This window comes from Burkholderia sp. AU6039, from assembly GCF_002223365.1.
GTDB lineage: Bacteria > Pseudomonadota > Gammaproteobacteria > Burkholderiales > Burkholderiaceae > Burkholderia.
In genome coordinates this window covers 1,841,096-1,867,111 of sequence record NZ_NKFK01000005.1, presented here as the reverse complement: position 1 = coordinate 1,867,111, position 26,016 = coordinate 1,841,096, and the positions used below count along the sequence as shown (strand labels likewise).

The 26,016-nt window shown below is 68.4% G+C and carries 26 protein-coding genes; 21 read left to right on the top strand and 5 right to left on the bottom strand.

Annotation, left to right across the window (positions count from 1 at the left end):
* Positions 1-332 precede the first annotated feature (332 nt).
* The 3 genes from CFB39_RS26100 to CFB39_RS26090 all read left to right on the top strand — a co-directional run bounded on the left by CFB39_RS26100 (position 333) and on the right by CFB39_RS26090 (position 3,168).
* Positions 333-1,727 carry a DUF1800 family protein gene (locus tag CFB39_RS26100; protein ID WP_089475002.1) on the top strand — a complete coding sequence of 465 codons (1,395 nt, stop codon included), beginning with the start codon at positions 333-335 and terminating at the stop codon, positions 1,725-1,727.
* Positions 1,728-1,729: 2 nt separating this feature from the next.
* Entirely contained in the window at positions 1,730-2,887 is a 1,158-nt protein-coding gene (locus CFB39_RS26095; RefSeq protein ID WP_089475001.1) for a DUF1501 domain-containing protein, read from the top strand.
* A gap of 62 nt (positions 2,888-2,949) precedes the next feature.
* Complete coding sequence (locus CFB39_RS26090; protein WP_089475674.1) at positions 2,950-3,168, top strand: YXWGXW repeat-containing protein; 219 nt, start codon at positions 2,950-2,952, stop codon at positions 3,166-3,168.
* 34 nt (positions 3,169-3,202) lie between these two features.
* Here the strand turns inward: CFB39_RS26090 and CFB39_RS26085 are convergent, their stop codons facing one another.
* Positions 3,203-4,396: a tyrosine-type recombinase/integrase gene (locus tag CFB39_RS26085; protein WP_089475000.1), complete on the bottom strand. Its 1,194-nt coding sequence runs from the start codon at positions 4,394-4,396 to the stop codon at positions 3,203-3,205.
* A gap of 301 nt (positions 4,397-4,697) precedes the next feature.
* Between CFB39_RS26085 and CFB39_RS26080 the strand changes: the two genes are divergently transcribed.
* Positions 4,698-5,078, top strand: a complete 381-nt coding sequence (locus CFB39_RS26080; protein ID WP_089474999.1) for a DUF4377 domain-containing protein — start codon at positions 4,698-4,700, stop codon at positions 5,076-5,078.
* 9 nt (positions 5,079-5,087) lie between these two features.
* On the opposite strand, the gene CFB39_RS26075 is transcribed toward CFB39_RS26080, so the two are convergent.
* Complete coding sequence (locus CFB39_RS26075) at positions 5,088-6,476, bottom strand: DHA2 family efflux MFS transporter permease subunit (RefSeq protein ID WP_089474998.1); 1,389 nt, start codon at positions 6,474-6,476, stop codon at positions 5,088-5,090.
* Positions 6,477-6,634: 158 nt separating this feature from the next.
* Between CFB39_RS26075 and CFB39_RS26070 the strand changes: the two genes are divergently transcribed.
* Positions 6,635-7,495, top strand: coding sequence for a LysR family transcriptional regulator (locus tag CFB39_RS26070; protein WP_089474997.1), 861 nt, complete (start codon positions 6,635-6,637; stop codon positions 7,493-7,495).
* A 51-nt stretch (positions 7,496-7,546) separates the two neighbouring features.
* On the opposite strand, the gene CFB39_RS26065 is transcribed toward CFB39_RS26070, so the two are convergent.
* Positions 7,547-7,897 carry a VOC family protein gene (locus CFB39_RS26065; protein WP_011355015.1) on the bottom strand — a complete coding sequence of 117 codons (351 nt, stop codon included), beginning with the start codon at positions 7,895-7,897 and terminating at the stop codon, positions 7,547-7,549.
* A 258-nt stretch (positions 7,898-8,155) separates the two neighbouring features.
* Between CFB39_RS26065 and CFB39_RS26060 the strand changes: the two genes are divergently transcribed.
* The 7 genes from CFB39_RS26060 (at position 8,156) to CFB39_RS26025 (ending at position 16,447) form a co-directional block, all read left to right on the top strand.
* Positions 8,156-9,295: an LLM class flavin-dependent oxidoreductase gene (locus tag CFB39_RS26060; protein ID WP_089427349.1), complete on the top strand. Its 1,140-nt coding sequence runs from the start codon at positions 8,156-8,158 to the stop codon at positions 9,293-9,295.
* Between the two features lie 163 nt (positions 9,296-9,458).
* A complete protein-coding gene (locus CFB39_RS26050) occupies positions 9,459-10,652 on the top strand; it encodes an acyl-CoA dehydrogenase family protein (RefSeq protein WP_089474996.1) in 1,194 nt (397 codons plus the stop codon).
* A 10-nt stretch (positions 10,653-10,662) separates the two neighbouring features.
* On the top strand, positions 10,663-12,420 hold the full coding sequence (locus tag CFB39_RS26045) for an FAD-dependent oxidoreductase (protein WP_089474995.1): 1,758 nt from the start codon (positions 10,663-10,665) through the stop codon (positions 12,418-12,420).
* Complete coding sequence (locus tag CFB39_RS26040) at positions 12,420-12,938, top strand: flavin reductase family protein (protein WP_089474994.1); 519 nt, start codon at positions 12,420-12,422, stop codon at positions 12,936-12,938. The genes CFB39_RS26045 and CFB39_RS26040 overlap by 1 nt, the downstream gene beginning before the upstream one ends.
* Before the next feature lie 15 nt (positions 12,939-12,953).
* Positions 12,954-14,015, top strand: a complete 1,062-nt coding sequence (locus CFB39_RS26035) for a ferredoxin--NADP reductase (protein ID WP_089474993.1) — start codon at positions 12,954-12,956, stop codon at positions 14,013-14,015.
* Positions 14,016-14,054: 39 nt separating this feature from the next.
* Positions 14,055-15,641 (top strand): FadD3 family acyl-CoA ligase, encoded by a 1,587-nt coding sequence (locus tag CFB39_RS26030; protein ID WP_089474992.1) that lies wholly within the window; start codon positions 14,055-14,057, stop codon positions 15,639-15,641.
* 32 nt (positions 15,642-15,673) lie between these two features.
* Positions 15,674-16,447 (top strand): SDR family NAD(P)-dependent oxidoreductase, encoded by a 774-nt coding sequence (locus tag CFB39_RS26025; RefSeq protein WP_089474991.1) that lies wholly within the window; start codon positions 15,674-15,676, stop codon positions 16,445-16,447.
* A 53-nt stretch (positions 16,448-16,500) separates the two neighbouring features.
* On the opposite strand, the gene CFB39_RS26020 is transcribed toward CFB39_RS26025, so the two are convergent.
* The gene (locus CFB39_RS26020) at positions 16,501-17,226 is read right to left on the bottom strand and encodes a lysozyme inhibitor LprI family protein (protein ID WP_174972541.1); all 726 of its coding nucleotides are present in this window, start codon (positions 17,224-17,226) and stop codon (positions 16,501-16,503) included.
* A 242-nt stretch (positions 17,227-17,468) separates the two neighbouring features.
* Between CFB39_RS26020 and CFB39_RS39655 the strand changes: the two genes are divergently transcribed.
* Positions 17,469-17,768 carry a hypothetical protein gene (locus CFB39_RS39655; protein WP_144030318.1) on the top strand — a complete coding sequence of 100 codons (300 nt, stop codon included), beginning with the start codon at positions 17,469-17,471 and terminating at the stop codon, positions 17,766-17,768.
* A 461-nt stretch (positions 17,769-18,229) separates the two neighbouring features.
* A complete protein-coding gene (locus CFB39_RS26015) occupies positions 18,230-18,913 on the top strand; it encodes a hypothetical protein (protein WP_089475673.1) in 684 nt (227 codons plus the stop codon).
* A 12-nt stretch (positions 18,914-18,925) separates the two neighbouring features.
* Here the strand turns inward: CFB39_RS26015 and CFB39_RS26010 are convergent, their stop codons facing one another.
* A complete protein-coding gene (locus tag CFB39_RS26010) occupies positions 18,926-20,152 on the bottom strand; it encodes an acyltransferase (RefSeq protein ID WP_089474989.1) in 1,227 nt (408 codons plus the stop codon).
* Positions 20,153-20,543: 391 nt separating this feature from the next.
* On the opposite strand from CFB39_RS26010, the gene CFB39_RS26005 reads away from it, so the two are divergent.
* The 7 genes from CFB39_RS26005 to CFB39_RS25975 all read left to right on the top strand — a co-directional run bounded on the left by CFB39_RS26005 (position 20,544) and on the right by CFB39_RS25975 (position 26,016).
* The gene (locus CFB39_RS26005) at positions 20,544-20,780 is read left to right on the top strand and encodes a DNA-binding protein (RefSeq protein ID WP_039351245.1); all 237 of its coding nucleotides are present in this window, start codon (positions 20,544-20,546) and stop codon (positions 20,778-20,780) included.
* The gene (locus CFB39_RS26000; RefSeq protein WP_226203062.1) at positions 20,767-21,183 is read left to right on the top strand and encodes a type II toxin-antitoxin system VapC family toxin; all 417 of its coding nucleotides are present in this window, start codon (positions 20,767-20,769) and stop codon (positions 21,181-21,183) included. Before CFB39_RS26005 ends, CFB39_RS26000 begins: the two co-directional genes overlap by 14 nt.
* Positions 21,184-21,382: 199 nt before the next feature.
* Positions 21,383-22,279 carry a VOC family protein gene (locus CFB39_RS25995; protein WP_089427358.1) on the top strand — a complete coding sequence of 299 codons (897 nt, stop codon included), beginning with the start codon at positions 21,383-21,385 and terminating at the stop codon, positions 22,277-22,279.
* A gap of 9 nt (positions 22,280-22,288) precedes the next feature.
* Entirely contained in the window at positions 22,289-23,182 is an 894-nt protein-coding gene (locus tag CFB39_RS25990; RefSeq protein ID WP_089474987.1) for a CoA transferase subunit A, read from the top strand.
* 10 nt (positions 23,183-23,192) lie between these two features.
* Entirely contained in the window at positions 23,193-23,990 is a 798-nt protein-coding gene (locus CFB39_RS25985; protein ID WP_089474986.1) for a CoA-transferase subunit beta, read from the top strand.
* Positions 23,991-23,998: 8 nt separating this feature from the next.
* Complete coding sequence (locus tag CFB39_RS25980) at positions 23,999-24,931, top strand: enoyl-CoA hydratase (RefSeq protein ID WP_089427361.1); 933 nt, start codon at positions 23,999-24,001, stop codon at positions 24,929-24,931.
* Complete coding sequence (locus CFB39_RS25975; protein ID WP_089474985.1) at positions 24,928-26,016, top strand: nitronate monooxygenase family protein; 1,089 nt, start codon at positions 24,928-24,930, stop codon at positions 26,014-26,016. Before CFB39_RS25980 ends, CFB39_RS25975 begins: the two co-directional genes overlap by 4 nt.

The following is a 26,016-nucleotide window of genomic DNA, read 5'->3' as shown; positions in this document are numbered from 1 at the left end:
TCATTGAGTCTAGGTGGCTTTCCGGGAACGGCAAGCGTCCGGGTGGGGGCGGCCGGCGAGCCTTCCGCTGAGATTGCAGCCGGTCAGGCAAGTGAAAGCCCGTTAGCCGAATGTCGAAACAAGCCCGTCCTTCGCAGGGACGCGGGATCCCGATTCGGCGGCTGAGCGATCCACCGATTCGCTGCATTCGTCAGCCGAATTAGCGATGGGCATTCGAGCGGCAACACGCACGCATTCAAAGCCGCGCGACGCACCGGAAATATTCGTCTTCCCGGCGACGGATTTCCCGCCGGCCAGCGTTAAACACGGGTACGCATCGCGAGAGCCCTGTCATGGACCACCCGAACGACATCACACCGGCCGCCATCGCGCTGAACCGTTTCGGTCTCGGCGCACGGGCCGACGAAGCGCCGCCGGCGGACCCGAAGGCGGCGCTCGTCGCGCAGTTCGACCGTTACGACGCGCGGCCGGCCGCATGGGCCGGCGAGCCTGACGCGGTCGCGCTCGCGACACGCTTCGCGAACGCACGCAATGCGATGACGGCCAACGATCCGGCGACGAAGCGCGCAACCGAGCAGTCGATCCGGCGCGACGGCAACGACACGTATCGCAGCGCCGTCGTCGCGCGGATGAATAGTGCGCTGAATACGCCCGCGCCGTTCGTCGAGCGTCTCGTGCATTTCTGGGCGAACCATTTCGCGGTTTCGGTCGACAAGGGGCCGGTGGCGGCCTACGCGGGCGCGTTCGAACGCGACGCGATCCGTCCGCACGTGCTCGGCCGTTTCGAGGACATGCTGGTCGCCGTCGAACAGCATCCGGCGATGCAGCTTTTCCTCGACCAGGCGCGCTCGGTCGGCCCTGACAGCCCGGCCGCGCTGCGTGCCGAAGCACGCAATCCGTCGGCCAGGCGCGGGCTCAACGAGAATCTCGCGCGCGAAATCATGGAGCTGCATACGCTCGGCGTACGCACGGGATACACGCAGGCCGACGTGACGGAATTCGCGCGTGCGCTGACCGGCTGGAGCATCGCCGGCGGGCGCGGCCCGCAGCCCGGCGATGCGGTGCCCGGCGCGTTCGTGTTTCGCCCGAAACTGCACGAGCCCGGCGTGCGGACCGTGATGGGCCGCAGCTACGACCAGCCCGATGAAGCGCAGGCGCGCGCGATCCTGCACGACCTCGCGCATTCGGAGGCGACCGGCCGGCATATCGCGTTCCAGCTTGCACGCCATTTCGTCGCCGACAATCCGTCGCCGGCGCTGACCGACCGGCTGGCCCGCGCGTTCGACGCAAGCGGCGGCGATTTGCCGACCGTCTATCGCGCGCTCGTCGATTCGACGGATGCATGGTCGCCGCTCAACCGCAAGTTCAAGACGCCGTGGGAGTGGGCCGTGTCGTCGCTGCGCGGGCTCGGCTGGCGCGACACGGGCGACCTGAAGGTCGCGCCGCTGCTCGCGCAGCTCGGCCAGCCGGTGTGGCGGCCGGGCTCGCCGGCCGGTTACGACGACGTGGCCGCGAGCTGGGCCGCGCCCGACGCGCTCGTGCGTCGCGTCGAGCTCGCGCAGCGGCTGGCCGCGCGCACGGGCGACCGGCTCGATCCGCGCACGCTCGGCAACACGCTGCTCGCCGGTTCGTTGAGCACGCCGACGGCGGCCGCGCTGTCGCGCGCCGAAAGCGCGACCACGTCGCTCGCGCTACTGCTTGTATCGCCCGATTTCCAACGGAGATGACCATGGCACTGTCCCGCCGACAATTCCTGAGCGTGGCCGCCGCCGGTGCTGGCGCGATCCTCGTCGCACCGCGGATCGTGTTCGCGAACGTCGAGACCGATCGGCGCTTCGTGTTCGTGATCCAGCGCGGCGCGGCCGACGGCCTGAACATCGTCGTCCCGTATGCCGAGCCCGCGTATGCGTCGCTGCGCGGCCCGCTCGCAATCGACACGTCGGTCGCGACGCGGCTCGACGGCACGTTCGCACTACATCCGTCGCTCGTGCAGACCGCGCAGTTGTACCGCGACGGGCAGGCGCTGTTCGTTCACGCGATTGCCTCGCCGTATCGCGACCGCTCGCATTTCGACGGGCAGAACGTGCTCGAGACGGGCGGCCGCGCGCCGTACCAGGTGAAGGACGGCTGGCTGAACCGGCTCGCCGCGCTGCTGCCGGCCACGCGCGAAAGTGCGATCGCGTTCGCGCCGACCGTGCCGCTTGCGCTGCGCGGCACCGTGCAGGCCGCGTCGTACGCGCCGTCCGGTTTGCCGGCCGCACCGGACGACCTGCTCGCGCGCGTGTCGGCGCTCTACGAGGCCGATGCGCAGCTCGGCCCGTTGTGGCAGTCGGCGATGGATGCGCGCGGCCTCGCCGGCGATGCGCATGCGCGGCAGGATCCAGCCGGTGTCGGCAAGCTCGCCGCGACGTTCCTCGCGCGCGACGACGGCCCGCGCATCGCGATGATCGAGACGGGCGGCTGGGACACGCACAGCGCACAGAACGCACGGCTCGCGAATCAGCTGAAAGCGCTCGACACGATGCTCGCCGCGTTGCGCGACGGCCTCGGGCCCGCGTGGCAGCAAACCACGGTGCTGGTCGCAACCGAGTTCGGCCGCACGGCGGCCGCGAACGGCACGGGCGGCACCGATCACGGGCAGGCGTCCGTCGCGATGCTGGCGGGCGGCGCGGTCGCGGGCGGCCGCGTGATCGCCGACTGGCCGGGGTTGAGGCCGGGCGACCTGTACGAAGGGCGTGACCTGAAGCCGACCGCGTCGCTCGACGCGTTGATCTCGGGCGCCGCCGCCGACAGCCTGCGGCTCGATCCGCGCCGTACCGCGTCCGCGCTGTTTGCGGAAAGCGGTGTGACGCGGCCGATGAGCGGGCTGATTCGCGGAACCGCGTGACGCGCGACGTTGCCGCGTCGGCACCGAATCGATTCACGACACAAAAGGGAGAATCCAGGATGATCAAGATCCGATCCGTTTCGCTCGCCATGCTGGTGACGGCCAGTGCGGCGCTGATGTCCGCGTGCGTGGTCGAACCCGTGCGGCCGCCGCAGCCGGCGCCCGTCGTCGAGGTGCCGCCGCCGATGCCTGCGCCGGGCTATCGCTGGGTGAAGGGGCATTACCGGTGGGCCGGCAATCACTGGGCGTGGGTGCCCGGGCACTGGGTGGGCGTGTACTGATCGAGTGTGACGCGCCGGGCGGGGCGGATGCCGCCTACCACCCGATCCGGTGCTTCTCCTCCGTCTCGCGATGCCGCCAGTCGTCGTCCGCGTGCAGGTACTGGCTCGTCGTCGTCAGCGACACGTGGCCGAGATTGTCGCGCACGAGCCGCAGGTCGACGCGGCCGTCGGCCATGTGCGAACCCGCGCTGTGGCGCAGCCAGTGCGCGGACGCCTGTTCGAGCACGCGCGCCTGTTGCTCGCCGGCTTCGCCGTGCGTGCGCAGCCGGTCGGCCGCGTGCCGGAACACCTGCTTCACGATCCGGTGCAGCGCCGCGCGCGTGAGCGGCTTGCGCGCCTGGCCGACCGGCAGCACGAGCGGCGTGGCCTCGCCATCGGACGGCAACGCGGGCAGGCCGTGCGCGCGCCGGTAGCGCGACAGCTCGGCCATCATCTCGTCGGTGGCCGGCACGAGCCGCTGCCGGCCGCCTTTGCCCGTCACGTCGAGCCACCAGCGATCGCGCCCGTCCGCGTCGCGCCGGCAGAAAAACTGGCCCATCGTCGTGTCGGCCGCTTCGGTGATGCGCAGCCCGCCGAGATACAGCAGCGTGAACAGCCAGCGCGCACGATCGGCATGGAAGCTTGCCCGCGCGTCGTCGCGCGGCATCGCGGCGATCGCATCCTTGACCGACTGCCACAGCGGCTGCCCGAGATGGCGCGTGACGCGCGGTGCGGGCCGGCGCTGCCGCTGACGCGACAACGCGAGCGGATTGCCGGCGAGATAGCCGGCCTGCACGAGCCACGAAAACATCACGTTCAGGATCACCAGCGCCTGCCGCTGGCTGGCCGCCGACAGCGGCCCGTAGAACGGCCGCCAGCGCGGATCGTCGCGCGGATGCTTGCGCCCGCCGTTCGCACACCACAGCTCGGCCGGCGCAGGCGCGAGCAGGAACTGGCGGTAGACGACCAGATCCTCGTGCGTGAGCGACGACAGCGGCTTGCCGCACGTGATCACGGCCCACAGCAGCAGGCGTTCGGCTTCCTTGCGGTAGTTCTGGAACGTGGTCGGCGTATCGACGAAGCGGGCGAGCCACGCGCGCACCGCGTCGAGGTCGTTGGTCGCGGCAATCTGCGGATGCGCGCTGCTCGAGCGGTTGGTGCCCGTGCGTCCGTCGAGCGCGGCCGGCACGGTCAGCGCATCGATCGGCAGCGGGCGCAGCGCGGTGTCGGACGGAACGGGTGAGGTCATGCGAGGCGGGGTGCGCAGTGCGGATCGTGCGCACGTGAAAAGGCGGACGAACGCAGCGCGATCAGGCAAATCGGGAAGCGTCGATGGTACACGATCAGCACACGGTGAATTCGCCGTCGACAGCGATTGCCTGACCGGTGACGAAGCGCGCGGCGGGCGAGCATAGTCACGTCTCCGCGACCGCGATGTCGTGCGATCCGCCGGGCATGAAAGAGGTGGCGTGAATTCTGTAAGGTATTTGTGAACTTTCTTGCCGTGAGGGCCTCTAATCGGCCCTCCAACGCTTCCAGAGGAACACCCGATGATTCGCCCATCCAGAACGCTGCTCGGCGCGGCCGTCATTGCCGGCAGCACGCTCCTCGCCGGATGCCAGACCGATGCGGTCGCCACGCAGCCGAACGCGGTGCGCCCGGCCGACAGCAAGCCGGTGACCAAGACCGTGTACGTCGCGCCGCAATCCGCGCGCTGCACGGGCGTCGCGCCGATGGAGTGCCTGCAGGTGCGCAACGGCCCGAACGAGCCGTGGAGCCTGTGGTACGCCGGAATCGAAGGATTCGCGTACCAGCCCGGCTACCTGTACACGCTCGAAATCGACGAATACCGCGTCGCGCAGCCGCCGGCCGACGGTTCGTCGATCCGCTGGGTGCTCAAGCGCGTCGTCGAGCGCCGCCAGGTGAACTGACGGCCGCGCTCACGCGGATGGGCGTGCGGCCGCGCTGGCCGGCGGCGCGGCCGTATCGATCCGCCGGAACACGACGGACGACAACAGCGTCACCACGCCCATGCACGTGAACGACAGCATGAACCCGTGCGCCATCGAGCCCCAATAGGCGGCAAACAGGTTGACGAGGCCGCCGCCGATCGACACGCCGAGCCCCATCGCCAGCATCTGCATCATCGTGAACAGGCTGTTGCCGCTGCCGGCGTCGGCATGCGACAGCCCCTTCAACGTCACGCCGTTCATCGCCGCGAACTGCATCGAGTTCGCCGTGCCGAACACGATCAGCAGCGCGCCTTCCAGCAGCGGCGCGGGCCGCACCGACACCAGTGCGAATCCCGCGATCGCGCACCCGACGATCCCCGTATTCACGACCAGAAACGCCGCGTAGCCGAACCGCTTCACGAGCGGCGCGATCCAGCGTTTCGCGATGACGCCCGCGATCGCGGCCGGCAGCATCATCAGCCCCGACTGCAGCGGCGTATAGCCGAGCTGCACCTGCATCAGCAGCGGCAGCATGAACGGCACGGAACTCGTGCCGATCCGGCACAGCAGGTTGCCGAGCAGCCCCGAGCCGAAGTTCGGCTCACGGAACAGCCCGAGCCGGAACAGCGGCTGCGCGCGGCGCCGCGCGTGCGGCAGGTACGCAAGCGCGCTCGCCAGCCCGACCACGGCGAGCCCGGCCGCCCAGGCGGCGCGATGCGCGGGCATCGGCGGGTCGATCGCGAGCGACAGCGCGATCATCGCGACCGACAGCAGCGCACAGCCGACGAAGTCGAACGGTGGCGGCTGGTGCGCCTGGTCGTGCGGCAGGTAGCGCTGCACGGCGACGAAGCCGACCACGCCGACCGGCACGTTGACGATGAACACCCAGTGCCAGGAAATCGCCTGCGTGAGCCAGCCGCCGAGCGTCGGCCCGACGATCGGGCCGAGCTGGCCGGCGATCGACACGAACGCGATCGCCGCGACGTACTGTTCGCCCGGCACGCGGCGCAGCACGGCGAGCCGGCCGATCGGCAGCAGCATCGAGCCGCCGATGCCCTGCAGCGCGCGCGCGGCGACGAGCTGGCCGAGCGTATGCGACGCCGCGCAGCCGATCGAGGCGAGCACGAACACGAGAATCGCGAGCGAAAACACGCGGCGCGTGCCGAACCGGTCGGCGAGCCAGCCGGACGCCGGCGTGAGCATCGCCATCGTCAGCGTATAGACGACCACGACCGGCTGCATCGCGAGCGGCGACGCATGCAGGCTTTGCGCGATCGAAGGCAGGGCGGTGTTGACGATCGTCGTGTCGAGTGACTGCATGAAGAATGCAGCGGCGACGATCCAGAGCAGCGCGGAATGTGTGGGTTCCCGGGACATGGCGAAATCGGTGGGGCAAAGGCCGGCGCGGAGGGCGCCTTCACGCGGTTGCGCGGCGCCTGCCGGTCTCCAAGCGCTCGATGGTACCGATTCCGATGGTCATCGGGAAGCCGCCTGAAGGCGTTGACTGTCATCGGTAATGCCGATGACAATGCGCCATGCTCAATCCCGTCTGGCTCAACACGTTCGCGACCGTCACGAACTGCCGCAGCTTCACCGAAGCGGGCCGGCAGCTCGGGCTCAACCAGTCGAGCGTCAGCGAACACATCCGTCGTCTCGAGGAGAGCGTCGGCCGGCGGCTGTTCGTGCGCGATACCCATTCGATCGCGATGACGGCCGACGGCGAGGCGCTGCTCGTGCATGCGAACGTGATCCTGCAGGCGCTGAACCGCGCGGAATCGCAGTTTCGCAAGCCGAGGCTCAAAGGGCGGGTGCGCCTTGGCGCGCCGGACGACCTCGCGCTCGTCGCGCTGCCGGACGTGCTCGCCGGGTTTCGCGCCGCGCATCCGGACGTCGCGCTGGAAATCACCACCGGCATGACGAGCCGGCTCTGCGAAGGGCTGGACGCGGGCGCGCTCGACCTGATGATCGGCAAGCGGCGGCTCGGCGAGCGGCGCGGCACGCCGCTCTTGCGCACGCGGCTCGAATGGGTCGCGCGGCCCGGCACCGTCGTCGATCCGGAGCGGCCGCTGCCGCTCGTGCTGGTCGCCGAGCCGAGCGTGACGCGCGCGATCGTCCTGAACGCGCTCGCGGAGAAGGGGATCGGCTGGGAAGTCGTGTGTTCGAGCAGCAGCCAGCCGGGCTGCATCGCGGCCGCGCGCGCGGGGCTCGGCCTGACCGCGACGTCGCACTATCTGTCGACGCGCGGGCTCGCGCCGCTGGTCAACGGCGATGCGCTGCCGGCGCTGCCCGACATCGAATTCATCGCGCTGGCCGCGAAGCGGCTCAGCCAGCCGGCGCGCACGCTGCTCGAATTGCTCGAAGCGAGCGACCTGAGCACGCCGGGCGCGCACGCCTAGCCGGCGCGCCGCGCACGAGGCGCCCGTATCCGGCGCCCGCGCGGCGTGCCATCATGCGGCCCGTTTCTGCGAAATCACGAGCAGCGCGCCGTTCTTGTCCTCCAGCACCGCGCGGTATTCGTGCGGCCCGGCCTGCACGGGCACGCGCACCGACGCGCCGGCCTTCACGACCCGCGCCATCGCCGCATACAGGTCGTCGTCCTCGTCCACGCGCAGCGTGAGCGCCGCGCGCTCGACGATCTGCTCGTCGCCCGCGACCAGCGCGATCGTCAGCGGGCCGCCGTCGAGCGCGCAATAACGGTCGCCGTCGCGAAACTTCACGTTCAGGCCCAGTCCGTCGACGAACAGCGGCAGCGCCGTGTCGATGTCGTCGACCGGATACAGCAGCATCGATACCTTCATTCGCTCTCTCCCTTGTCGTTGGTCGGCGCGCGCCACGCGCCCGCCGTTCGATGCTAGCGCGCCGGTCGCGCGCTCACGCAGTCCGATCGGATGACGGTGAAACCCCTCTGTCCCCGCGGGCGCGCCGGTACTCCGAACAGACGATGCCCGCGCCCGTGCGCGCGCCGACACTCCCATTCGTGGACCGTCGCGCTTCGTCCGTATCGTGCGGGCGGGCTGCACGACCCGACTCGTCCAACAACCATGGAGACGCACGCAATGAAGTTTTCCCTCATCTACGAAGCCCAGACCACCGACGCATCGCGCGAGGGCGACCACCGGGTATTCAAGGAGACGGTCGAACAGGCGCTGCTCGCCGAGCAGGTCGGCTTCGACACGATCTGGTGCGTCGAGCACACGTCGCTGACCAACTATGCGCACATGAGCGCACCGGAAACCTTCCTTGCGTACCTGGCCGGCCGCACGACGCGCATCGGCCTCGGCCACGGCGTCGTGTGCCTGCCGCCGGCGATGAACCACCCGATCAAGGTCGCGGAGCGCGTCGCGCTGCTCGACATCCTGTCCGGCGGCCGCGTGCACTTCGGCGTCGGCAAGGGCGGCAGCCAGCAGGAAGCCGGCGCGTTCGGCTACGACCTCAACGAACTGCAGCCGATGATCGACGAATCGATGTACCTCGTGCCGAAGATGTTCGTGCAGGACGAGATCGAGCACGACGGCAAGTACATCAAGATTCCGAAGCGTCCGATCCACCCGAAGCCGTTCCAGGATCCGCATCCGCCGATGTACCTCGCGTGTACCAACACCGACGCGCTGCTGCGCGCCGGCCAGCGCGGGATGGGCGCGCTGGTGCTCGGCTTCGGCGGCCCCGACGAAGTCGCGAAGAAGAACGCCGTGTATCGCGAAGCGTGGGCGAACCGCAAGCCGGAAGACCAGGTCGGCTTCCGCCCGACCCAGCACCTCGCGGCGCTGTGCCCGACGGTCGTGATGGCCGACGGCCAGGCCGCCCGCAAGATCGGCATCCGCGGCCAGCGCTACTTCATGGAATCGCTCGCGTACTGGTACACGGGCGGCGAGCGTCCGGACCCGGCGAAGTGGGGCGACGACCTCGTGCAGGCCGATACCGGCGAGATGGTGATCCGCTCGCGCTTCGCATCGGAGGAAGTCGTCGTGAACTTCGCCGACCCGGCGCTCGCGATGATGAACCCGAACCATGCGTACGGCACGGTGGACGACTGCATCGGCTATGTCGGCCGCCTGCAGGAAGCCGGCGTCGACGAAGTGCTGTTCCTGTGCCAGATGGGCACGGTGCCGCACGACGCGCAGATGGAGACGATCCGCAACATCGGCGAGCACGTGATCCCGTTCTTCAACCGCGAGAAGGCGCGCGCCTGCGCGTGATGCACCGGGCCGCGCCCGTCGTCCGGTCGGACGATGCGGTGCGGTCGCGCGAAGCCGACCATCGGTGGTGGCGAGCATCGCCCGCGGCCAGGCCGCGCCGGACAACTTTGAACGAGAGCGGGGCCCGCGCCGCGGCGCATCACCCGCTTCACAGGAGACATTCGTGCATCGCGACAACGATTCGAACGCACTGGCCGCCACGCTGATCGCCCGGGCCGAGGCACTGGCGCCGACGCTGGCCGGCCGCGCCGCGCAGGCGGACGCGCAGGGCCGCATCCCGGCCGAGACGATCGCCGACATGCAGGCCGCCGGCTTCTTCAAGGTGCTGCAGCCGAAGCGCTACGGCGGCTACGAGCTCGATCCGCAGGCCTTCTTCGACATCCAGATGGCGCTCGCGCGCGGCTGCATGTCGACCGCGTGGGTGTACGGCGTCGTCGGCGTGCACAACTGGCAGCTCGCGCTGTTCGACGAACGCGCGCAGCAGGACGTGTGGGGCGACGACCCGGCGACGCTGATCGCGTCGACCTACATGCCGGTCGGCCGTGTGACGCCGGTCGACGGCGGCTTCCGCCTGTCGGGCCACTGGAAGTTCTCGAGCGGCAGCGAACTGTGCGAGTGGGTGTTCCTCGGCGCGCTGGTGCCGCCGGCCGTTGCCGGCCAGCCGCCCGAATACCGCACCTTCCTGCTGCCGAAAGCCGACTACCGGATCCAGCAGGACTGGGACGTGCTCGGCCTGCGCGCGACGGGCAGCCACGACATCGTCGTCGACGACGTGTTCGTGCCCGCGTACCGCACGCACAAGGCGATCGACGGGATGATGGGCACGAGCCCGGGCCTCGCCGTCAACGATGCGCCGCTGTTCAAGCTGCCGTTCGCGCAGATCTTCGTGCGCGCGGTGTGCACGTCGTGCATCGGCGCGCTGCAGGGCGCGCTCGACGATTTCACCGGCTATGCGGCCACGCGCGTGTCGGCCAACAGCGGCGCGAAGACGACCGATGATCCGGGCGCGCAGAACGCATGCGCGAACGCGGCCGTCGCGATCGACGAGATGCAGGTGCTGCTCAAGCGCAATTTCGCGGAACTGATGGCGTCGGTCACCGGCGGCCCGGCCGTGTCGATCGAGCGCCGCGTGCATTTTCGCTACCAGTCCGCGCAGGTCGCCGAGCGCTGCGCGCAGGCCGCGAACGCGCTGCTGCGCTACGCGGGCGGCAATGGCATCTATCACCGCAATCCGCTGGTGCGCCGCTTCCTCGACCTGCATGCGGCCCGCGCGCACTACGCGAACAACGTGGACCGTTTCGGCCAGAACCTCGGCGCCGTGATGCTCGGCCGCGAGAACACCGACTTCTTCATCTGACGAGGCCGCGATGAACGACCCGCAAGCACCGCAATACGTGTTCGACGTGGTGGTCGTCGGTTCGGGCGCGGGCGCGCTGCTCGCCGCGTGCCGCGCGGCCGACCGCGGCCTGTCCGTCGTCGTGATCGAGAAGACGGCGCTGTACGGCGGCACGTCGGCCGTGTCGGGCGGCGGCATCTGGGTGCCGTGCAACCACCATATCGCCGAGCTCGGCGCGACCGATTCGCGCGAGGCCGCGCGCGGCTATATCGAAGCCTGCGTGGCCGGCGAATCGACGCCCGAGAAGATCGACACCTATCTCGACCGCGCGCCGGAGATGCTGCGCTACCTGGAAACGAAGACGCCGGTGCGTTACCAGTCGCTGCCGAAATACGCGGACTATTTCCAGAAGGTGCCGGGCGCGATGCCGGGCTACCGCGCGCTCGATCCGATGCCGTTCGACGGCGGGCTGCTCGGCGACGAACTCGACCGGCTGCGGCCGGCGTCGCCCGGCACGCTGATCGGCGGGCGCGTGGCCGTGACGTCGAAGGAGGCGCACACGCTGTTCTCGCGCGGGCCCGGCTTCATGAAGCTCGCGATCGCGCAGTTCGGCCGCTACTGGCTCGATATCGGGATGCGCCGCCGCACGCGGCGCGACCGGCGCCTGACGCTCGGCAACGCGCTGATCGGCGGGCTGCGCCGTGCGCTGCTCGACCGCAACGTACCCGTGTGGCTCGATACGCCGATGCGCGACCTGCTCGACGTGGACGGCCGCGTGACGGGCGTGCGCGCGCAGCGCTTCGGGCAGCCGGTGACGATCGTCGCGCGGCGTGGCGTGATCCTCGGCGCGGGCGGGTTCGAGCGCAACCAGCCGATGCGCGAGCGCTACCTGCCGCAGCCGACGCAGGCGCAGTGGAGCGCGACGCCGCCGGCCAACACCGGCGACGCGATCGCCGAAGGCCACCGGCTCGGCGGCGCGCTGGCGTTGATGACGCACGTGTGGGGCGCGCCGACGGTCGGTGTCGCCGGCGAGGAGAAGCAGCGCGCGCTGTTCGTCGAGCGCAACCTGCCGGGCTGCGTGATCGTGAACCGCCTCGGCAAGCGCTTCGTCAACGAAGCCGCGCCGTATTCCGAATTCGTGCCGGCGATGTATCGCGACCATGCGCGCACCGGCGCGAACGTGCCGGCGTGGATGGTGTTCGACGCGCGGTTTCGCCGCAAGTATCCGTGCGGGCCGATCATGCCGGCGTCGATGATGCCCGATTCACGGATTCCGGCCGCGTTCCGCGACGTGATCGTGAAGGCCGACACGATCGACGCGCTCGCCGCGCGCATCGGCGTCGACGCGGCTGGCCTGCACGACACGCTGCGCGACATGGCGCGTTATGCGGCAACCGGGATCGACGAGGCGTTCGGCAAGGGCGACAACCTGTTCGACACGTACTACGGCGATCCGCGGAACAAGCCGAACCCGTGCCTCGGGCCGGTCGACCAGGCGCCGTTCTACGCGGTGCGGATCGACGCGGGCGACATCGGCACGAAGGGCGGGCTCGTCACCGACGTGCACGCCCGCGTGCTGCGCGCCGACGGCGAGCCGATCGACGGCCTCTATGCGATCGGCAACACCAGCGCCTCGATGATGGGCGCGAGCTACCCCGGCGCGGGCTCGACGCTCGGTCCGGCGATGACCTTCGGGTATCTCGCCGCCGACCATCTGGCTGCTCGCGCGGCCGACGCCGGCGGGCAGCCCGCCCGGCCTTCCACGACTGAACTTGACGGAGTCCAATGATGAGCGATCTCACCACCCATCCGCTGCGCACCGACATGCTGCTCGCGATGCGCCGCCTCGCGCGCTCCGTCACGGTCATCAGCAGTGCGCACGACGGCCGGCGCTACTCGATGTCCGCGACGGCGGTCGATTCGCTGTCGAGCGATCCGCCGTCGCTGCTGATCTGCATCAACCGCAGCGCGTCGCTGTATCCGCCGCTCGACGCGGGCGCCGGGTTTTGCGTGAACGTGTTGTCGGCGGCGCACGAAGGCATCGCGATCGACTGCAGCGGCCGCCTGAAGGGCGAGGCGCGCTTCACGACCGGCGACTGGCACACGTCGGCGCTCGGCGTGCCGTATCTGCGCGACGCGCAGGCGAGCCTCGTGTGCGAGCAGGACGGCCGCTTCGAATACGGCACGCACACGGTGTTCATCGGGCGTATCCGCGAGGTGCTGATGAGCGGCGACGTCGATCCGCTCGTCTATCTCGACGGCGCCTACACGACGCCCGGCGCGCCGGTGGCCCGTGCGGCCGCGTGACGTGAGGAGCCGGCCATGAGCGATTCGCGCTTCCATCGGCTGACCGTGGCCGACGTGATTGCCGAAAGCGACGACGCGTGCTCGTTCGTGTTCGACGTGCCGGCCGCGCTGCGCGACGCCTTCGCGTACCGGCCCGGCCAGTTCCTGACGCTGAACGTGCCGTGCGCGGACGCGACCGTCGCGCGCTGTTATTCGCTGTCGAGCGCGCCCGGCATCGACGCCGCGCCGAAGATCACCGTCAAGCGCGTGCGCGACGGCCGCGCGTCGAACTGGCTGTGCGACCGCGTGAAGGCGGGCGATGCGCTCGACGTGCTGCCGCCGGCCGGCGTGTTCACGCCGCGCACGCTCGACGGCGACCTGCTGCTGTTCGCGGGCGGCAGCGGCATCACGCCGGTGCTGTCGATCCTGAAATCCGCGCTCGCGCACGGACGCGGGATGCTGACGCTGATCTACGCGAACCGCGACGAACGCTCGGTGATTTTCCGCGCCGAGCTGCAGCAGCTCGCGCAGCGCCATCCGGGCCGCGTGCGCGTGATCCACTGGCTCGACAGCGTGCAGGGCGTTCCGCAGCAGCGCCATCTCGAGGAACTCGCGCGGCCGTTCAGCCAGCAGGAGACGTTCATCTGCGGGCCCGCACTGTTCATGGAGAACGCGCTGGCCGCGATGCTCGGCCTCGGGTTGCCGCGTTCGCGGGTCCATGTCGAGCGTTTTGCATCGCTGCCCGATGCGCCGGCGCAGGCGCCGACGTCGGCGGATACGACGGCGTCAAGCGTCGCAGCGTCGGCCTCGGCATCCGGCGACGGCGCGGCGATCGAGACGGTGCTCGACGGCGACGCGTTCGCGTTCGACAGCGCCCCCGGCGAAACGCTGCTCGACGCGATGCTGCGCGCGGGCGTGCCGGCGCCGAATTCCTGCCGGATGGGGCAATGCGGCGCGTGCATGTGCCGGATCGAGCGCGGCGAAGTCGCGCTCGACAGCAACCACGTGCTCGACGACGACGAGATCGCGGCCGGCTGGACGCTCGCCTGTTGCGCACGGCCCGCGAGCGACGCGCTGCGCGTGGTGTTTCCCGACTGAGCCGTCGCGCGCCGGCGGCGCGCACGGCCACCCTGATCTATGACGATGGACAATGAAATCCTGACCACGCCCGCGCTGATCGCCCGGGCAGCCGCGCGCCACGGCGCGCATCCGGCGATCGAGTCGGAGCATGGCCGGCTGACCTACGCGGAACTCGACGCGGCGCGCGTCGACGCGGCCCGCGCGCTGCTCGCGAGCGGTATCGAGACAGGCGACCGCGTCGCGGTGTGGGCGCCGAACCTGCCGGAATGGATCGTCGCGGCGCTGGCGATCCACACCGTCGGTGCGATCCTCGTGCCGGTCAATACGCGGATGAAGGGGATGGAGGTGGGCGGCATCCTGCACGACGGCGGCGCACGGCTGCTGTTCTGCTGCGGCACCTTCCTCGGCGAATCCTATCCGGCGATGCTCGCGCCGCACCGGCCCGCGACGCTCGAGCGCGTCGTCGTGTTCGACGGCGAGCCGCCTTCAGGCGCGCGCGACGAGACCTGGAACGCGTTCCTCGCGCGCGGCGCCGAGGTGCCGCTGGCCGCGGTACGCGAACGCGAGGCGCAGGTCACGCCCGACACCGTGATGGACCTGATGTTCACGTCCGGCACGACGGGCCGCCCGAAGGGCGTGATGACCGCGCACGGCCAGAACCTGCGCGCCGCGCAGGCATGGGCGGCGATCGCCGGCGTGCGCGCCGACGACCGCTACCTGATCGTCAATCCGTTCTTCCACACGTTCGGCTACAAGGCCGGCTGGCTCGCTGCGCTGTCGAGCGGCGCGACCGTGCTGCCGCATCTCGTGTTCCAGCCGGCCGAGGTGCTGCGGCGCGTCGCCGACGACCGCGTGTCGGTGCTGCCCGGCCCGCCGACGCTGTACTACGCGCTGCTCGACGCACCCGATCGCGCGACACGCGACCTGTCGTCGCTGCGGATCGCGGTGACGGGCGCGGCGGCGATCGCGCCGAGCCTGATCGAGCGGATGCGCGCGGAGCTCGGCTTCGAGACGGTGCTGACCGGCTACGGGCTGACCGAATCGTGCGGCTTCGCGACGCTGTGCCGCCAGGGCGACGATGCGCAAACCGTTGCCTATACGTCGGGGCGCCCGATGCCGGATGTGGAACTGCGCATCGCGGGGCCAGGCGGCGCGCCGCTCGGGCCGGACGAGACCGGCGAAATCTGGGTGCGCGGCTACAACGTGATGCGCGGCTACTTCAACCAGCCGGACGCGACGCGCGAGACCGTCGATGCGGACGGCTGGCTGCATACGGGCGATCTCGGCTGCGTCGATGCGAACGGCAACCTGAAGATCACCGATCGCATCAAGGACATGTTCATCGTCGGTGGCTTCAACTGCTATCCGGCCGAGATCGAGCGGCTGCTCGCCGCGCATCCGGCGATCGCGCAGGTCGCGCTGGTCGGCGTGCCCGATACGCGGCTGGGCGAAGTCGGGCATGCGTATGTCGTGCTGCGGCCGGGCGCGCATGCCGACGCCGACGAACTGAACGACTGGGCGCGCCGCAACATGGCGAACTACAAGGTGCCGCGGCATTTCACGTTCGTCGAGCAACTGCCGACGAGCGCGGCCGGCAAGGTGCTGAAGTACCGCCTGCGGGCGGGGATCGACGCGGCGGCCTGAGCGCCGCCGCGACACACGAACGGGATGAACGCATGAACGACAACGGGTTTCCGCAGGGCGCGGTGCTGGTGTTCGGCGGCAGCGGCGGGATCGGGCAGGGTGTCGCGCTCGAGTTTGCGCGTGCCGGCGTGCCGGTCGCGGTGGGCTATCGGAGCAAGGCCGACGTGGCCGAGCGCGTCGCGCGCGAGATTCGAGGCGAAGGCGTCGCGGCCACCACGCACTGCGTGGACGTGACCGATCCCGCCCAGGTCGAGGCCGCGCTCGCGGCCGCGATCGGCGCGCATGGCCGCGTGCATACGGTCGTCTGGGCGGCGGGGCCGTTCGTGAACCAGCGTCACATCGGCGACATGACGCACGACGACTGGCGCCGCGCGATCGACGTCGAGACGGTCGGCTTCTTCGTGGCGGCGAAGGCTGCGTTGCCGCACTTCCGTGCGTCGGGCGGCGGATCGTTCGTGACGCTAGGCTCGGCCGGGCACCTGCGCTGGCCGGATCGCGACGGGCTGTCGGTCGCGCCGAAGGCGGCGAACGAGGCGCTGGTGAAAGGGCTGGCGCGCGAGGAAGGGCGTTACGACATTCGCGCGAATTCGATCCTGGTCGGCGTGATCGAGGCCGGGATGTTTCCGGTGCTGCTCGAACAGGGGCAGTTCGATCAGGCGTGGATCGACGAGACGCAGAAGATGCTCGCGCTCAAGCGCTGGGGGAAGGCGCACGATGTCGGGCGGGCGGCGGTTTTTCTGGCGTCGGACCGGGCTAATTACATTACGGGGCAGCAGTTGAATGTGTCTGGGGGGTATGGGTTGTAACGGGTACAAAAAGCCTGCTCGGACGAGCAGGCTTCAGCGTCGCCCGAGTCGCGTCAGTTGTCTTGAACGTTGACATCGCCGGTTTGGGCGATCTTCGTCAGAACGCGCTTCTGATACGCGTACCACGATGTCAGACAGTCCTTGTCTCGACAATTCTTCTCGCGAAAATTCCACTGCTTTCGTGTCCGCTCAACAAAGGCGGTCTTGTCGATGACGGCATCTTTCGCTTGTTGATATGTCGCGGCAAGATCCCGATCTGAAGCCGCAAGATCGGCATCGTGACAGATCAGAAATTCTGGAATGGACTTGGCTTTGGCACAGTCGAAGCTTGTTTGTTGCAGCGGTGAAGCTGCGGCATCGCTTGCAGGCTGATTTGCCACCGGCTGAGCAGCAGGCAAGTTCGATTGCGTCGAGATTGCCGTAGTAGATGATTGTTGAGGTTGGGGCAACGTTGCCGTGCGTTGACCATAAGGTGTCAGTTGCCCCGACATCGCGTCTTCGACCATCGCGCCGATCAGGGAATTAGGTACAACCCGTACTGTTTCAGTTTTAAGAATCGAATCACCAGCCATGGTTTGCGACTTGGCGAAATTGCACGGGGCCGAACAGGTAATGCGATTCGAAATGTTCGGGTTGTCTTCATCGACCAGGAGCAGAATATAGCTGCCATCCCTAAGTCCAACGTAGCGCATCATGACAAGCGCCTTCGTGGCCTTTCCTGCTCTCACGTCGTCTTCACTAAGCGCAGGCTCGTAACCATACGTGCCATCTTGGCTCATGGCGTAGTTGTGTGAAGGGGGGGGCGGCGCAGGGGCCACCACTGGAGGCGGTTGCTGCGGCGTGGAAGTATCGCTTGATGTGCTGGGGCTCGTTGCTGACGACTGAGTGCTGTTGTCGGATTGTTTCGAATTGCAACCAGCAACAGTGGCTGCTACCAACAAAAGAATTGCGATGTGTTTCACATTTCCCCCGCTAATCGATTGGTCTTATGAATTGCCGATGGTTGCCGCGGATATTCGACGTGGAATGCCTCGTCTGCAATTTTCCGGTGGCCGGATTGATTTATAAATCGGCTTGGTCTTGGTCGATGGATTGTACCAAGCTGCTTCGTTTGGTTGGTGATCTGGAAAGTCAACAAGTTGGAGCGTCGTGGCTGCATTCAAATGAAAAACACGCGCCGGCACCCGTATTCACCCTGAATTGCCACGTGCGATCGCACATCGGCCACGCGCTCGAGCCGCGCGCGGTCACATCCTTGCAACGTTTCGTCCACGCATTGCGTCGCGTGCGCTTGACGGCAACGACGACTCGCATGCGCTGAAGGCCGTCCCGCCTCGTTCAATACGCATTGCGGCATCGATGCCGACACATCGGATCGCGTGTGCCGGCTTCGTCTGCCGAATAACGATGCGTTCCTGAAACATTTCCTCCGATTACAAGCCGCGCGACTGCCCACGTTCGGCGATGACGCATGTCCCGCTTCGATTTGCGCCGCATGGCACGCGCTTTGCGATTGACCCGGTGCCGCCGGTGCAAACGAAACACGCAACCACGATGAACGCATCGGCGGCATGCAGCGACATCGAAACAAACGGGGAATCGGATCGGGGCGTGGGCGCCGCCTGGAGCGGCGTACATGCCGCGCATGTCGTATCGGCCATGCGCAAGGGACAACGCGTTCCCGATCCGTCGAACAGCAAGCGTGCTTGCAAGGTGTCGTGCCGGGGTTCGCGTCACGCGTGGCGGCGCAGGTCGCATGCGGTGGCGAGGCGCGCCCGGCACATGTCGGGGGAGGCGCCCGTGAAAACGACGGTGAACCAATGGGTAGCGGTCGCGGTGACGTGCGCCGCGAGCATGCATGTACTCGCGCAGGAGATCTACCTGCAAGGTGGTACGCAGGGCGTCGGCATCGGCGCGGCCGTGAGCTTCAATTCGATGCTGGGCGCGCATGCGGACTTCAATGCGATCGATCTTTCGCATGACTTCACGGTAGCCGGCAATCGCTATCAGGACGACCTGAAGCTGCGCCAGGGCGGCCTGTACGCGGACATCTTTCCATGGCGCGGCAGCGGCTTCCGGGCGACGCTCGGCCTGCGCTTCAACGACGACGAACTCCGTGGCGTATCGGTGCCGACCAATGGCTCCTATGTGTTCGGCGGCAAGCGCTATCCGGCGATGCCGGGGATGAACGCGGTGGCTGAAGCGCGCTATCCGACCGTGATGCCGTACTTCGGGATCGGCTACGGGCACCGGCCGGCATCGAAGGGGCTGGGCTTCGTCGCGGATCTTGGCGTGGCGTACGGGATACCGAAATGTTCGTACACGCTGTCGCCGGAACTGGCGGCCGCGGCCGGGCCGGCGAAGAGCCAGGTCCTGGCCGCGAGCGGGCTGGATTCGCTGCGGCAGGTGATGTCGCGCTATCGGTGGTACCCAGTGTTGCAGATCGGGATCTCGTATCGGTTCTGAGCGGTGGGCAGGTCACGGCGTGGCCGTGTGACGCTCGCGCTCGGGCGGTACCGATCGGTGTGCCGGACGCGCGCTGCTGCGTTTCGCGATGAATGGATGCTCGATGTAGCGATAGGTCAGCAACGCACAAAGTACCGCGACCAGCGCGCATCCAAGCGAGAGCATCCAGCGTTGCAGGTCGTCCGCGGAACCGATCTGTAAAACGAACCGGTCGATCGCGTGGATCAGCATGTACACGATCACCATGTGGATCATGTAGATGCTGAAGCTGACCGTGCCGAGCAACGCGAGCGGTCGGGTCTTGAGCACGCCGTAGAACGTGTTCCCGCACGCGACGCAGACGAACACGGGCAGCAGCGGCAACACGCCCTCGATCGAATAGCGTTCACCCGGGCTCGGGGCGACGGCAAGGATCAGCAACGCGACAGTGGCGGCCGATTTCGTGTCGAGCCGCGCGCGGATGGCGGGGTGCCGCGACAGCTCGAATGCCACGGCACCGAGCGCAAACAGCAGGGCCAGGCTGCCAGGCTGCCCGAACAGCGTCGCGCAGATCGTGACGACCGCGAGCGCGAACAGCTTGCGCCACGCATGCGTCGCGACGAACCACGCGAGAAACGGAACGACGGCATAGAACCGCCATTCATATCCGAGCGTCCACCAGACGCCGCTCAGATAGCTGGTGTGTTGGGCGCCGTTGATCGGGAACGCGCCGAACCAGCCGAGCGACACGGTCTTGAGCACGTCGGCCAGCAACTGCGTCGGCGCGTCCACGACGTGGCGGGGAAACCAGACCAGCGTGCAGACGACGATGACGATCGCGCAAGCGAGATAGAGCGGGGCGACGCGCCGCACGCGCCCGACGAAGAAGGTCCGCACGTCGAGCGTGCCCTTGCACGCGCGTTCCCAGAACAGGAACCCGGTGACCATGAAGAACATCGCGACGGGAATCGTCCCGAGATTGCGCAGGAAGCCGGGGCTCGTGCCCCAGCTTCCGGTCGTGAGCAGCCCCTGGTTGCACGCGAAGTGATGAAAGACGACGGAGGTGGCGAGGATGCCGCGGAATCCGTCCAGGTTGCGATAGCGCATCGACAGCGACTGGTCGACGGCGAACCGGTAGAACGGCGTGTGTCGCGCGATGAACCACGCGATGATCGCCACGGCCGCAAGGCAGGCCGGGAAGTAGAGTTTGTCGGGAGTCGGGGAAAGGAGGGTGTCGAAAGAAGGCGTAACAAAGTCCACTGAAAGGCGTCTCGTGTCTTGATCGGGATTTCAGGCACGGATGATCCGCGTCGATGCAAGGTCTTCTGCGCGCTTTGCTCGGCGTTCTATCGCCAGTCTCATGGTTTCGATGGTATCAAACGACGCCGATGGCCGCAGAGCCGGCGAGTGGCAGCCGGCTACGCGTCGGAAACCGGCCATTCGGCTGTCTTTCACCTCGCTCCGTCCCGGTTTACCTTGGGCGACAGCAGTTCGAGGCGTCGGGCCAGCGGCGGGCGGTGGGCGGATCCATTTCGTCCGGTGCCGAGGGCCAGCGCCGACATCGTCGTCCGTCCGTCATCAAGATGATAGCAATGCTTGCACTTCATCCTGTTGGCGCTATCATTGATAGCAAATCCGGATGGAGGAATTCATGGCAAATCTACTGGTGCGTAACGTGGATGACAGTATCGTTCAGAGCCTGCGCGAGCAGGCTGCGGCAAATGGCAGGAGTGCCGAGGCCGAACATCGGGCCATCCTGGCCGATGCGCTCGGCCGGCCGAAGCGAAAGACATTTGCGCAAGTGCTGATGAGCATGCCCGATGTTGGCGACGACGCGGATTTTCAACGTGTTCAGGATTCCGGCGAGGCCAGGCGTGTATTTGATTGACACGAACATCATCAGCGAAATCAGGAAGGGCAAGCGAACCAACCGTGGCGTGCGGGCATTCTTCACGCAGGCCGCGGCGGACGCGAGCCCGCTTTACCTGTCCGTCGTGACGGTTGCTGAACTTCGCCGCGGCGTCGATCTGATCCGTCATCGCGGCGATCATCCTCAGGCGTCGGCGCTCGAGGCCTGGATGGCGACCATCCTGTCCGGCTATGCGCCGAACATCCTGCCGGTCGACATCGAGATCAGCCAGATGTGGGGGCATTTGCGCGTGCCCGATCCGACGCACGAACTCGACAAGCTGATCGCGGCCACCGCGCTGATCAACGATCTCACCGTGGTCACGCGCAACGTCGCGGATTTCGCCCGCACCGGCGTCCGGCTGCTGAACCCGTTCGACTGACCCGGGCTGCCGCGCCGCGGCAATCCGCACCCGCTCCTCGTCTCCTCCCGCATGCATGGCCCGTCCCACCGGGCTTCCGCGCGCGCCGGCGCCGTGCCAATTCCCCGCCGCCTCTCGTCCCAACAGACGATGTAACACCACCCCCGACCGGCCAGAATCCTTTCACGAACAACGGATTCTGAACCAGGAGGAGGCCGACATGATCGATGTCCGTGCGCTTGGCTATGTCGTCGTCGAGGCGACGCGCGTCGATGCGTGGCGCCGCTACGCGGAAGACGTGCTGGGCATGCAGGCGCTCGACGCGCCCGACGGCGCGCTGTACCTGAAGATGGACGAGCGCGATTTCCGCTACGTGATCGTTCCCGGCTCGACCGACCGCTATTTCGCGTCGGGCTGGGAGCTGCCCGACGGCGCCGCGTTCGACGCCGCGCTGGCGGCACTGCAGCGGGCAGGCGTCGAGCCGGTGCGCGCCACCCGCGACGAAGCCGCGCTGCGCCGCGTGCAGGCGATGGCGTGGTGCACCGACCCGTCCGGCAACCGCCACGAGCTGTACTGGGGCGCGCGCTGCGACTTCCGCCGCTTCGTGTCGCCGCTGGGCGTCTCGCACTTCGTCACCGGCGACATGGGGCTCGGCCACGCGGTGCTGCCCGCGCCGCAGTTCGACGCGACGGACGCGTTCGTGCGCGGCGTGCTCGGCTTCGAGCTGTCCGACATCTTTCGCGTGAAGTTCACGCCCGATCCGGCCGAACCCGAGAAGCGCATCCACTTCATGCACTGCCGCAACGCGCGCCATCACAGCCTCGCGCTGTTCGAGATGGCCGTGCCGTCGGGCTGCGTGCACGTGATGGCGGAAGTCGGCTCGATGGACGAAGTGGGCCGCGCGCTCGATCGCGTGGCCGCGCACGACGTGAAGCTGTCCGCGACGCTCGGCCGTCACTGCAACGACCAGATGATCTCTTTCTACATGAAGACCCCCGGCGGCTTCGATCTCGAATACGGCTTCGGCGGCCTCACGGTCGACTGGTCGAAGCACGCGGTGTTCGAGGCCACGAAGGTGAGCCAGTGGGGCCACGATTTCAGCATCGGATACCGGTAAGCCAGCACGATGACGATGAAACCTCTCGACAAGACGATGTCCGCGCGCGACGTGGTCGCGCAACTCGCCGACGGCATGACGATCGGCATCGGCGGATGGGGGCCGCGGCGCAAGCCGATGGCGCTGGTGCGCGAGATCGCGCGCTCGAACCTGAAGGACCTGACGATCGTCGCGTACGGCGGCGCCGATGTCGGCCTGCTGTGCGCGGCGGACAAGGTGCGCAAGGTGGTGTTCGGCTTCGTGTCGCTCGACGTGATTCCGCTCGAACCGCATTTCCGTCGGGCCCGCGAGCAGGGCCGCGTCGACGTGCTCGAACTCGACGAAGGGATGCTGCAGCTCGGCCTGCGCGCGGCCGCCGCGCGCCTGCCGTTCCTGCCGACGCGTGCCGGGCTCGGCACCGCGCTGCTCGATCACGCGCCGCAACTGCGCACGGTGCAATCGCCGTACGACGACGGCGAGACGCTGCTCGCGATGCCCGCGATCGACCTCGACGTCGCGCTGCTGCACGTGAACGCGGCCGACCGGATGGGCAACACGCGCATCGACGGCCCCGATCCGTTCTTCGATGCGTGGATGGCGCGGGCCGCACAGCGCTGCTACGTGTCGGCGGAAACGCTCGACGCATCGCTCGCGAGCGAAGACCTCGACGCCGCCAAACGCAACCCGTTCGAGCGCTCGCTCGTCAGCGGCGTCGTGCATGCGCCGGGCGGCGCGCACCCGACGTCGTGCGGGCCGGCCTACGGCTGGGACCTGCCGCACCTGCGCGCGTACTGCGCGAGTGCGGAAGACGACGCGAAAACGACGGCGTACCTGCGCGACGTGGTCGGCCAGGACGAACGCCGGTACCTCGAAGGCGTCGGCGGCCTGTCGCACGTGACGACGCTGCCGTTGCCGATTCTGTAAAGGAGCGCCTGTGAGCGAATCTCTCGACCATTCCCTCGCGGAACTGATGATCGTCGCGTCCGCGCGACTCTGGCGCGACGACGGCGAAGTGCTGGCGACCGGCATCGGCACGGGCCCGCGGCTCGCGGCCGGCCTCGCGCGGCTCGCGTACAACAACGGGCTGATGCTGACCGACGGCGAAGCGTATCTCGTCGAGGAGCCGGTGCCGCTGGGGCCCCGCCCCGACGGCTATCGCGTGAAGGCGAGCGGCTGGATGACCTATGAGCGCGTGTTCGACTGCCTGTGGCACGGCCGCCGCCATGCGCTCGTGATGCCGACGCAGATCGACCGTTTCGGCCAGGCCAACATCTCGTGGCTCGGCGACGACTACGCGCGCCCGAAAACCCAGCTGCTCGGCGCACGCGGCTTCCCCGGCAACACGACGAACCACGCGAATTCGTTCTTCGTCAGCGGCCACGGCAAGCGCACGTTCGTCGAGAGCGAAGTCGACATGGTGTGCACGGTCGGCTACAACCCGGCGCGCCGGCTGCCCGGCATGAAGACCTTCGTCGACCTGCGCAGCATCGTCACCGACCTGTGCGTGATGGATTTCGGCGGGCCGGACCATGCGATCCGCGTGCGGTCGCTGCATCCGGGCGTGAGCTTCGACGAGGTGCAGGACGCGACGGGCTTCCCGCTGGTCGCCGCACCCGACCTCGGCACGACGGCCCCGCCGAACGCGGAAGACCTGCGCATCGTCCGTGCGCTCGATCCGCACAACCTGCGCGCGACGATCGTGCGCAACAATCCGGCGCCGCGCCGGGGATGAGGTCCGACATGGAAGCGACCCAGGTGACCTTCGGCGACGGTGTCGTCGACTACGCGGTCGAGGATGGCATCGCGACGATCACGATGAACCGCCCCGAGTATCACAACGCGCAGAACTCGAAGATGACGTATGCGCTCGACGCGGCGTTCCGGCGCGCGGCGCACGACGACGCGGTGAAGGCGATCGTGCTCGCGGGCGCCGGCAAGCATTTCTCGGCGGGCCACGACATCGGCACGCCGGGCCGCGACATCCACGAGTCGTTCGATCGCGCGTCGCTGTGGTACGACCACGTCGACAAGGAGGGCGGCGAATTCCTCTATGCCCGCGAGCAGGAGGTGTACCTCGGGATGTGCCGGCGCTGGCGCGACCTGCCGAAGCCGACGATCGCGATGGTGCAGGGCGCGTGCATCGCCGGCGGGCTGATGCTCGCATGGGTGTGCGACCTGATCGTCGCGTCCGAGGATGCGTTCTTCGCCGATCCGGTCGTGCGGATGGGGATTCCGGGCGTCGAGTATTTCGCGCATGCGTACGAGCTGAACCCGCGCATCGCGAAGGAGTTCCTGTTCCTCGGCGAGCGGATGCCGGCCGAGCGCGCGTACCAGATGGGGATGGTCAACCGCGTGGTGCCGCGCGAGCGGCTGCGCGACGCGACCTATGCGATCGCCGCGAAGATCGCGACGATGCCGCGCCTCGGGCTCACGCTGACCAAGCAGGCGCTGAACCACGTCGAGGAACTGCAGGGCAAGCGCGCGGCGATGGACGCGGCGTTCGCGTGGCATCACTTTGCGCATGCGCACAACGAACTGGTGAGCGGCGACCGCCTCGGCGGCTACGACGCGCGCAGCATGGCCAGCTCGCAGCGCCAGCCGAATGGTGCGAACCGTAGCGAGGCACAGGAGCCGGCACCGGCGCCGGTTGCCGTCAACGGAGCCGCCGCATGAGCACGACGCTGCATACGCCTTTGTGCGACCTGCTCGGCTGTCGCTATCCGATCGTGCAGACCGCGATGGGCTGGGTGGCCGATGCCCGGCTCGTCGCGGCCACCGGCAACGCGGGCGGCTTCGGCTTCCTGGCCGGCGCGACGCTCGAACCCGACCAGGTCGAGGCCGAGATCCTGAAAGTGAAGTCGCTGACGGACCAGCCGTTCGGCATCAACTTCCACATGTTCCAGAAGAACGCGCAGCAGGTCGTCGAGCTGGCGATCAAGCACCGGCTGCGCGCGGTGAGCTACGGCCGCGGGCCCGATGCGAAGACGATCCGCCGCTTCAAGGATGCCGGCATCGTCTGCATGCCGACCGTCGGGGCACCGAAGCATGCGGCGAAAGCGGTCGAACTCGGCGCGGACATCGTGACGGTGCAGGGCGCGGAAGGCGGCGGCCACACCGGCTCGGTGCCGACCACGCTGCTGCTGCCGAAGGTGCTCGACGCGGTACGCGTGCCGGTGGTCGCGGCCGGCGGGTTCTTCGACGGGCGCGGGCTGGCGGCCGCGCTCGCGTATGGCGCGGCCGGCATCGCGATGGGCACGCGCTTCCTGATGAGCGCCGAATCGCCGGTGCCGCGCGAGACGCTCGAGCGCTACGTCGCGGTCGGCGACCCGGCGCGCATCCGCGTATCGGACGCGCTCGACGGGCTGCCGCAACGGATGATCGACAACCCGTATCTGCTGAAGCTCGAACGCTTCGGCCCGCTGCGCCGCACGTGGTTCGCGTTGAAGACGGCGGAAGCCTGGCGGCGCCAGAACGGCCTGAGCACGGGCGACATGCTCGGCCTCGCGCTCAAGGCACTGCGCTCGCATGACTACACCGCCAGCCAGACGCTGATGGCCGCGAACGCGCCGTTCCTGATCCAGCGCGCGATCGTCGAGGGCCGCCCGGATGAAGGCGTGCTGCCGAGCGGCCAGGCGGCCGCGATGATCGGCGCGATCGAATCGTGCGACGCATTGATCGCACGGATCGTCGCGGAAGCCGGCGAGCGGCTCGACGCACTGGCCGCGCTGCGCGGCGCGCCGGCCGCACAGGCTGCGTGA

Bases quoted from the DNA above. Each gene is read 5' to 3' on its own strand.
- CFB39_RS26100 (WP_089475002.1), top strand. From the start codon at position 333: ATGGACCACCCGAACGACATCACACCGGCCGCCATCGCGCTGAACCGT.
- CFB39_RS26095 (WP_089475001.1), top strand. From the start codon at position 1,730: ATGGCACTGTCCCGCCGACAATTCCTGAGCGTGGCCGCCGCCGGTGCT.
- CFB39_RS26085 (WP_089475000.1), bottom strand. From the start codon at position 4,396: ATGACCTCACCCGTTCCGTCCGACACCGCGCTGCGCCCGCTGCCGATC.
- CFB39_RS26080 (WP_089474999.1), top strand. From the start codon at position 4,698: ATGATTCGCCCATCCAGAACGCTGCTCGGCGCGGCCGTCATTGCCGGC.
- CFB39_RS26075 (WP_089474998.1), bottom strand. From the start codon at position 6,476: ATGTCCCGGGAACCCACACATTCCGCGCTGCTCTGGATCGTCGCCGCT.
- CFB39_RS26070 (WP_089474997.1), top strand. From the start codon at position 6,635: ATGCTCAATCCCGTCTGGCTCAACACGTTCGCGACCGTCACGAACTGC.
- CFB39_RS26065 (WP_011355015.1), bottom strand. From the start codon at position 7,897: ATGAAGGTATCGATGCTGCTGTATCCGGTCGACGACATCGACACGGCG.
- CFB39_RS26060 (WP_089427349.1), top strand. From the start codon at position 8,156: ATGAAGTTTTCCCTCATCTACGAAGCCCAGACCACCGACGCATCGCGC.
- CFB39_RS26045 (WP_089474995.1), top strand. From the start codon at position 10,663: ATGAACGACCCGCAAGCACCGCAATACGTGTTCGACGTGGTGGTCGTC.
- CFB39_RS26040 (WP_089474994.1), top strand. From the start codon at position 12,420: ATGAGCGATCTCACCACCCATCCGCTGCGCACCGACATGCTGCTCGCG.
- CFB39_RS26035 (WP_089474993.1), top strand. From the start codon at position 12,954: ATGAGCGATTCGCGCTTCCATCGGCTGACCGTGGCCGACGTGATTGCC.
- CFB39_RS26030 (WP_089474992.1), top strand. From the start codon at position 14,055: ATGACGATGGACAATGAAATCCTGACCACGCCCGCGCTGATCGCCCGG.
- CFB39_RS26025 (WP_089474991.1), top strand. From the start codon at position 15,674: ATGAACGACAACGGGTTTCCGCAGGGCGCGGTGCTGGTGTTCGGCGGC.
- CFB39_RS26020 (WP_174972541.1), bottom strand. From the start codon at position 17,226: ATGAGCCAAGATGGCACGTATGGTTACGAGCCTGCGCTTAGTGAAGAC.
- CFB39_RS26015 (WP_089475673.1), top strand. From the start codon at position 18,230: ATGTCGGGGGAGGCGCCCGTGAAAACGACGGTGAACCAATGGGTAGCG.
- CFB39_RS26005 (WP_039351245.1), top strand. From the start codon at position 20,544: ATGGCAAATCTACTGGTGCGTAACGTGGATGACAGTATCGTTCAGAGC.
- CFB39_RS25995 (WP_089427358.1), top strand. From the start codon at position 21,383: ATGATCGATGTCCGTGCGCTTGGCTATGTCGTCGTCGAGGCGACGCGC.
- CFB39_RS25990 (WP_089474987.1), top strand. From the start codon at position 22,289: ATGACGATGAAACCTCTCGACAAGACGATGTCCGCGCGCGACGTGGTC.
- CFB39_RS25980 (WP_089427361.1), top strand. From the start codon at position 23,999: ATGGAAGCGACCCAGGTGACCTTCGGCGACGGTGTCGTCGACTACGCG.
- CFB39_RS25975 (WP_089474985.1), top strand. From the start codon at position 24,928: ATGAGCACGACGCTGCATACGCCTTTGTGCGACCTGCTCGGCTGTCGC.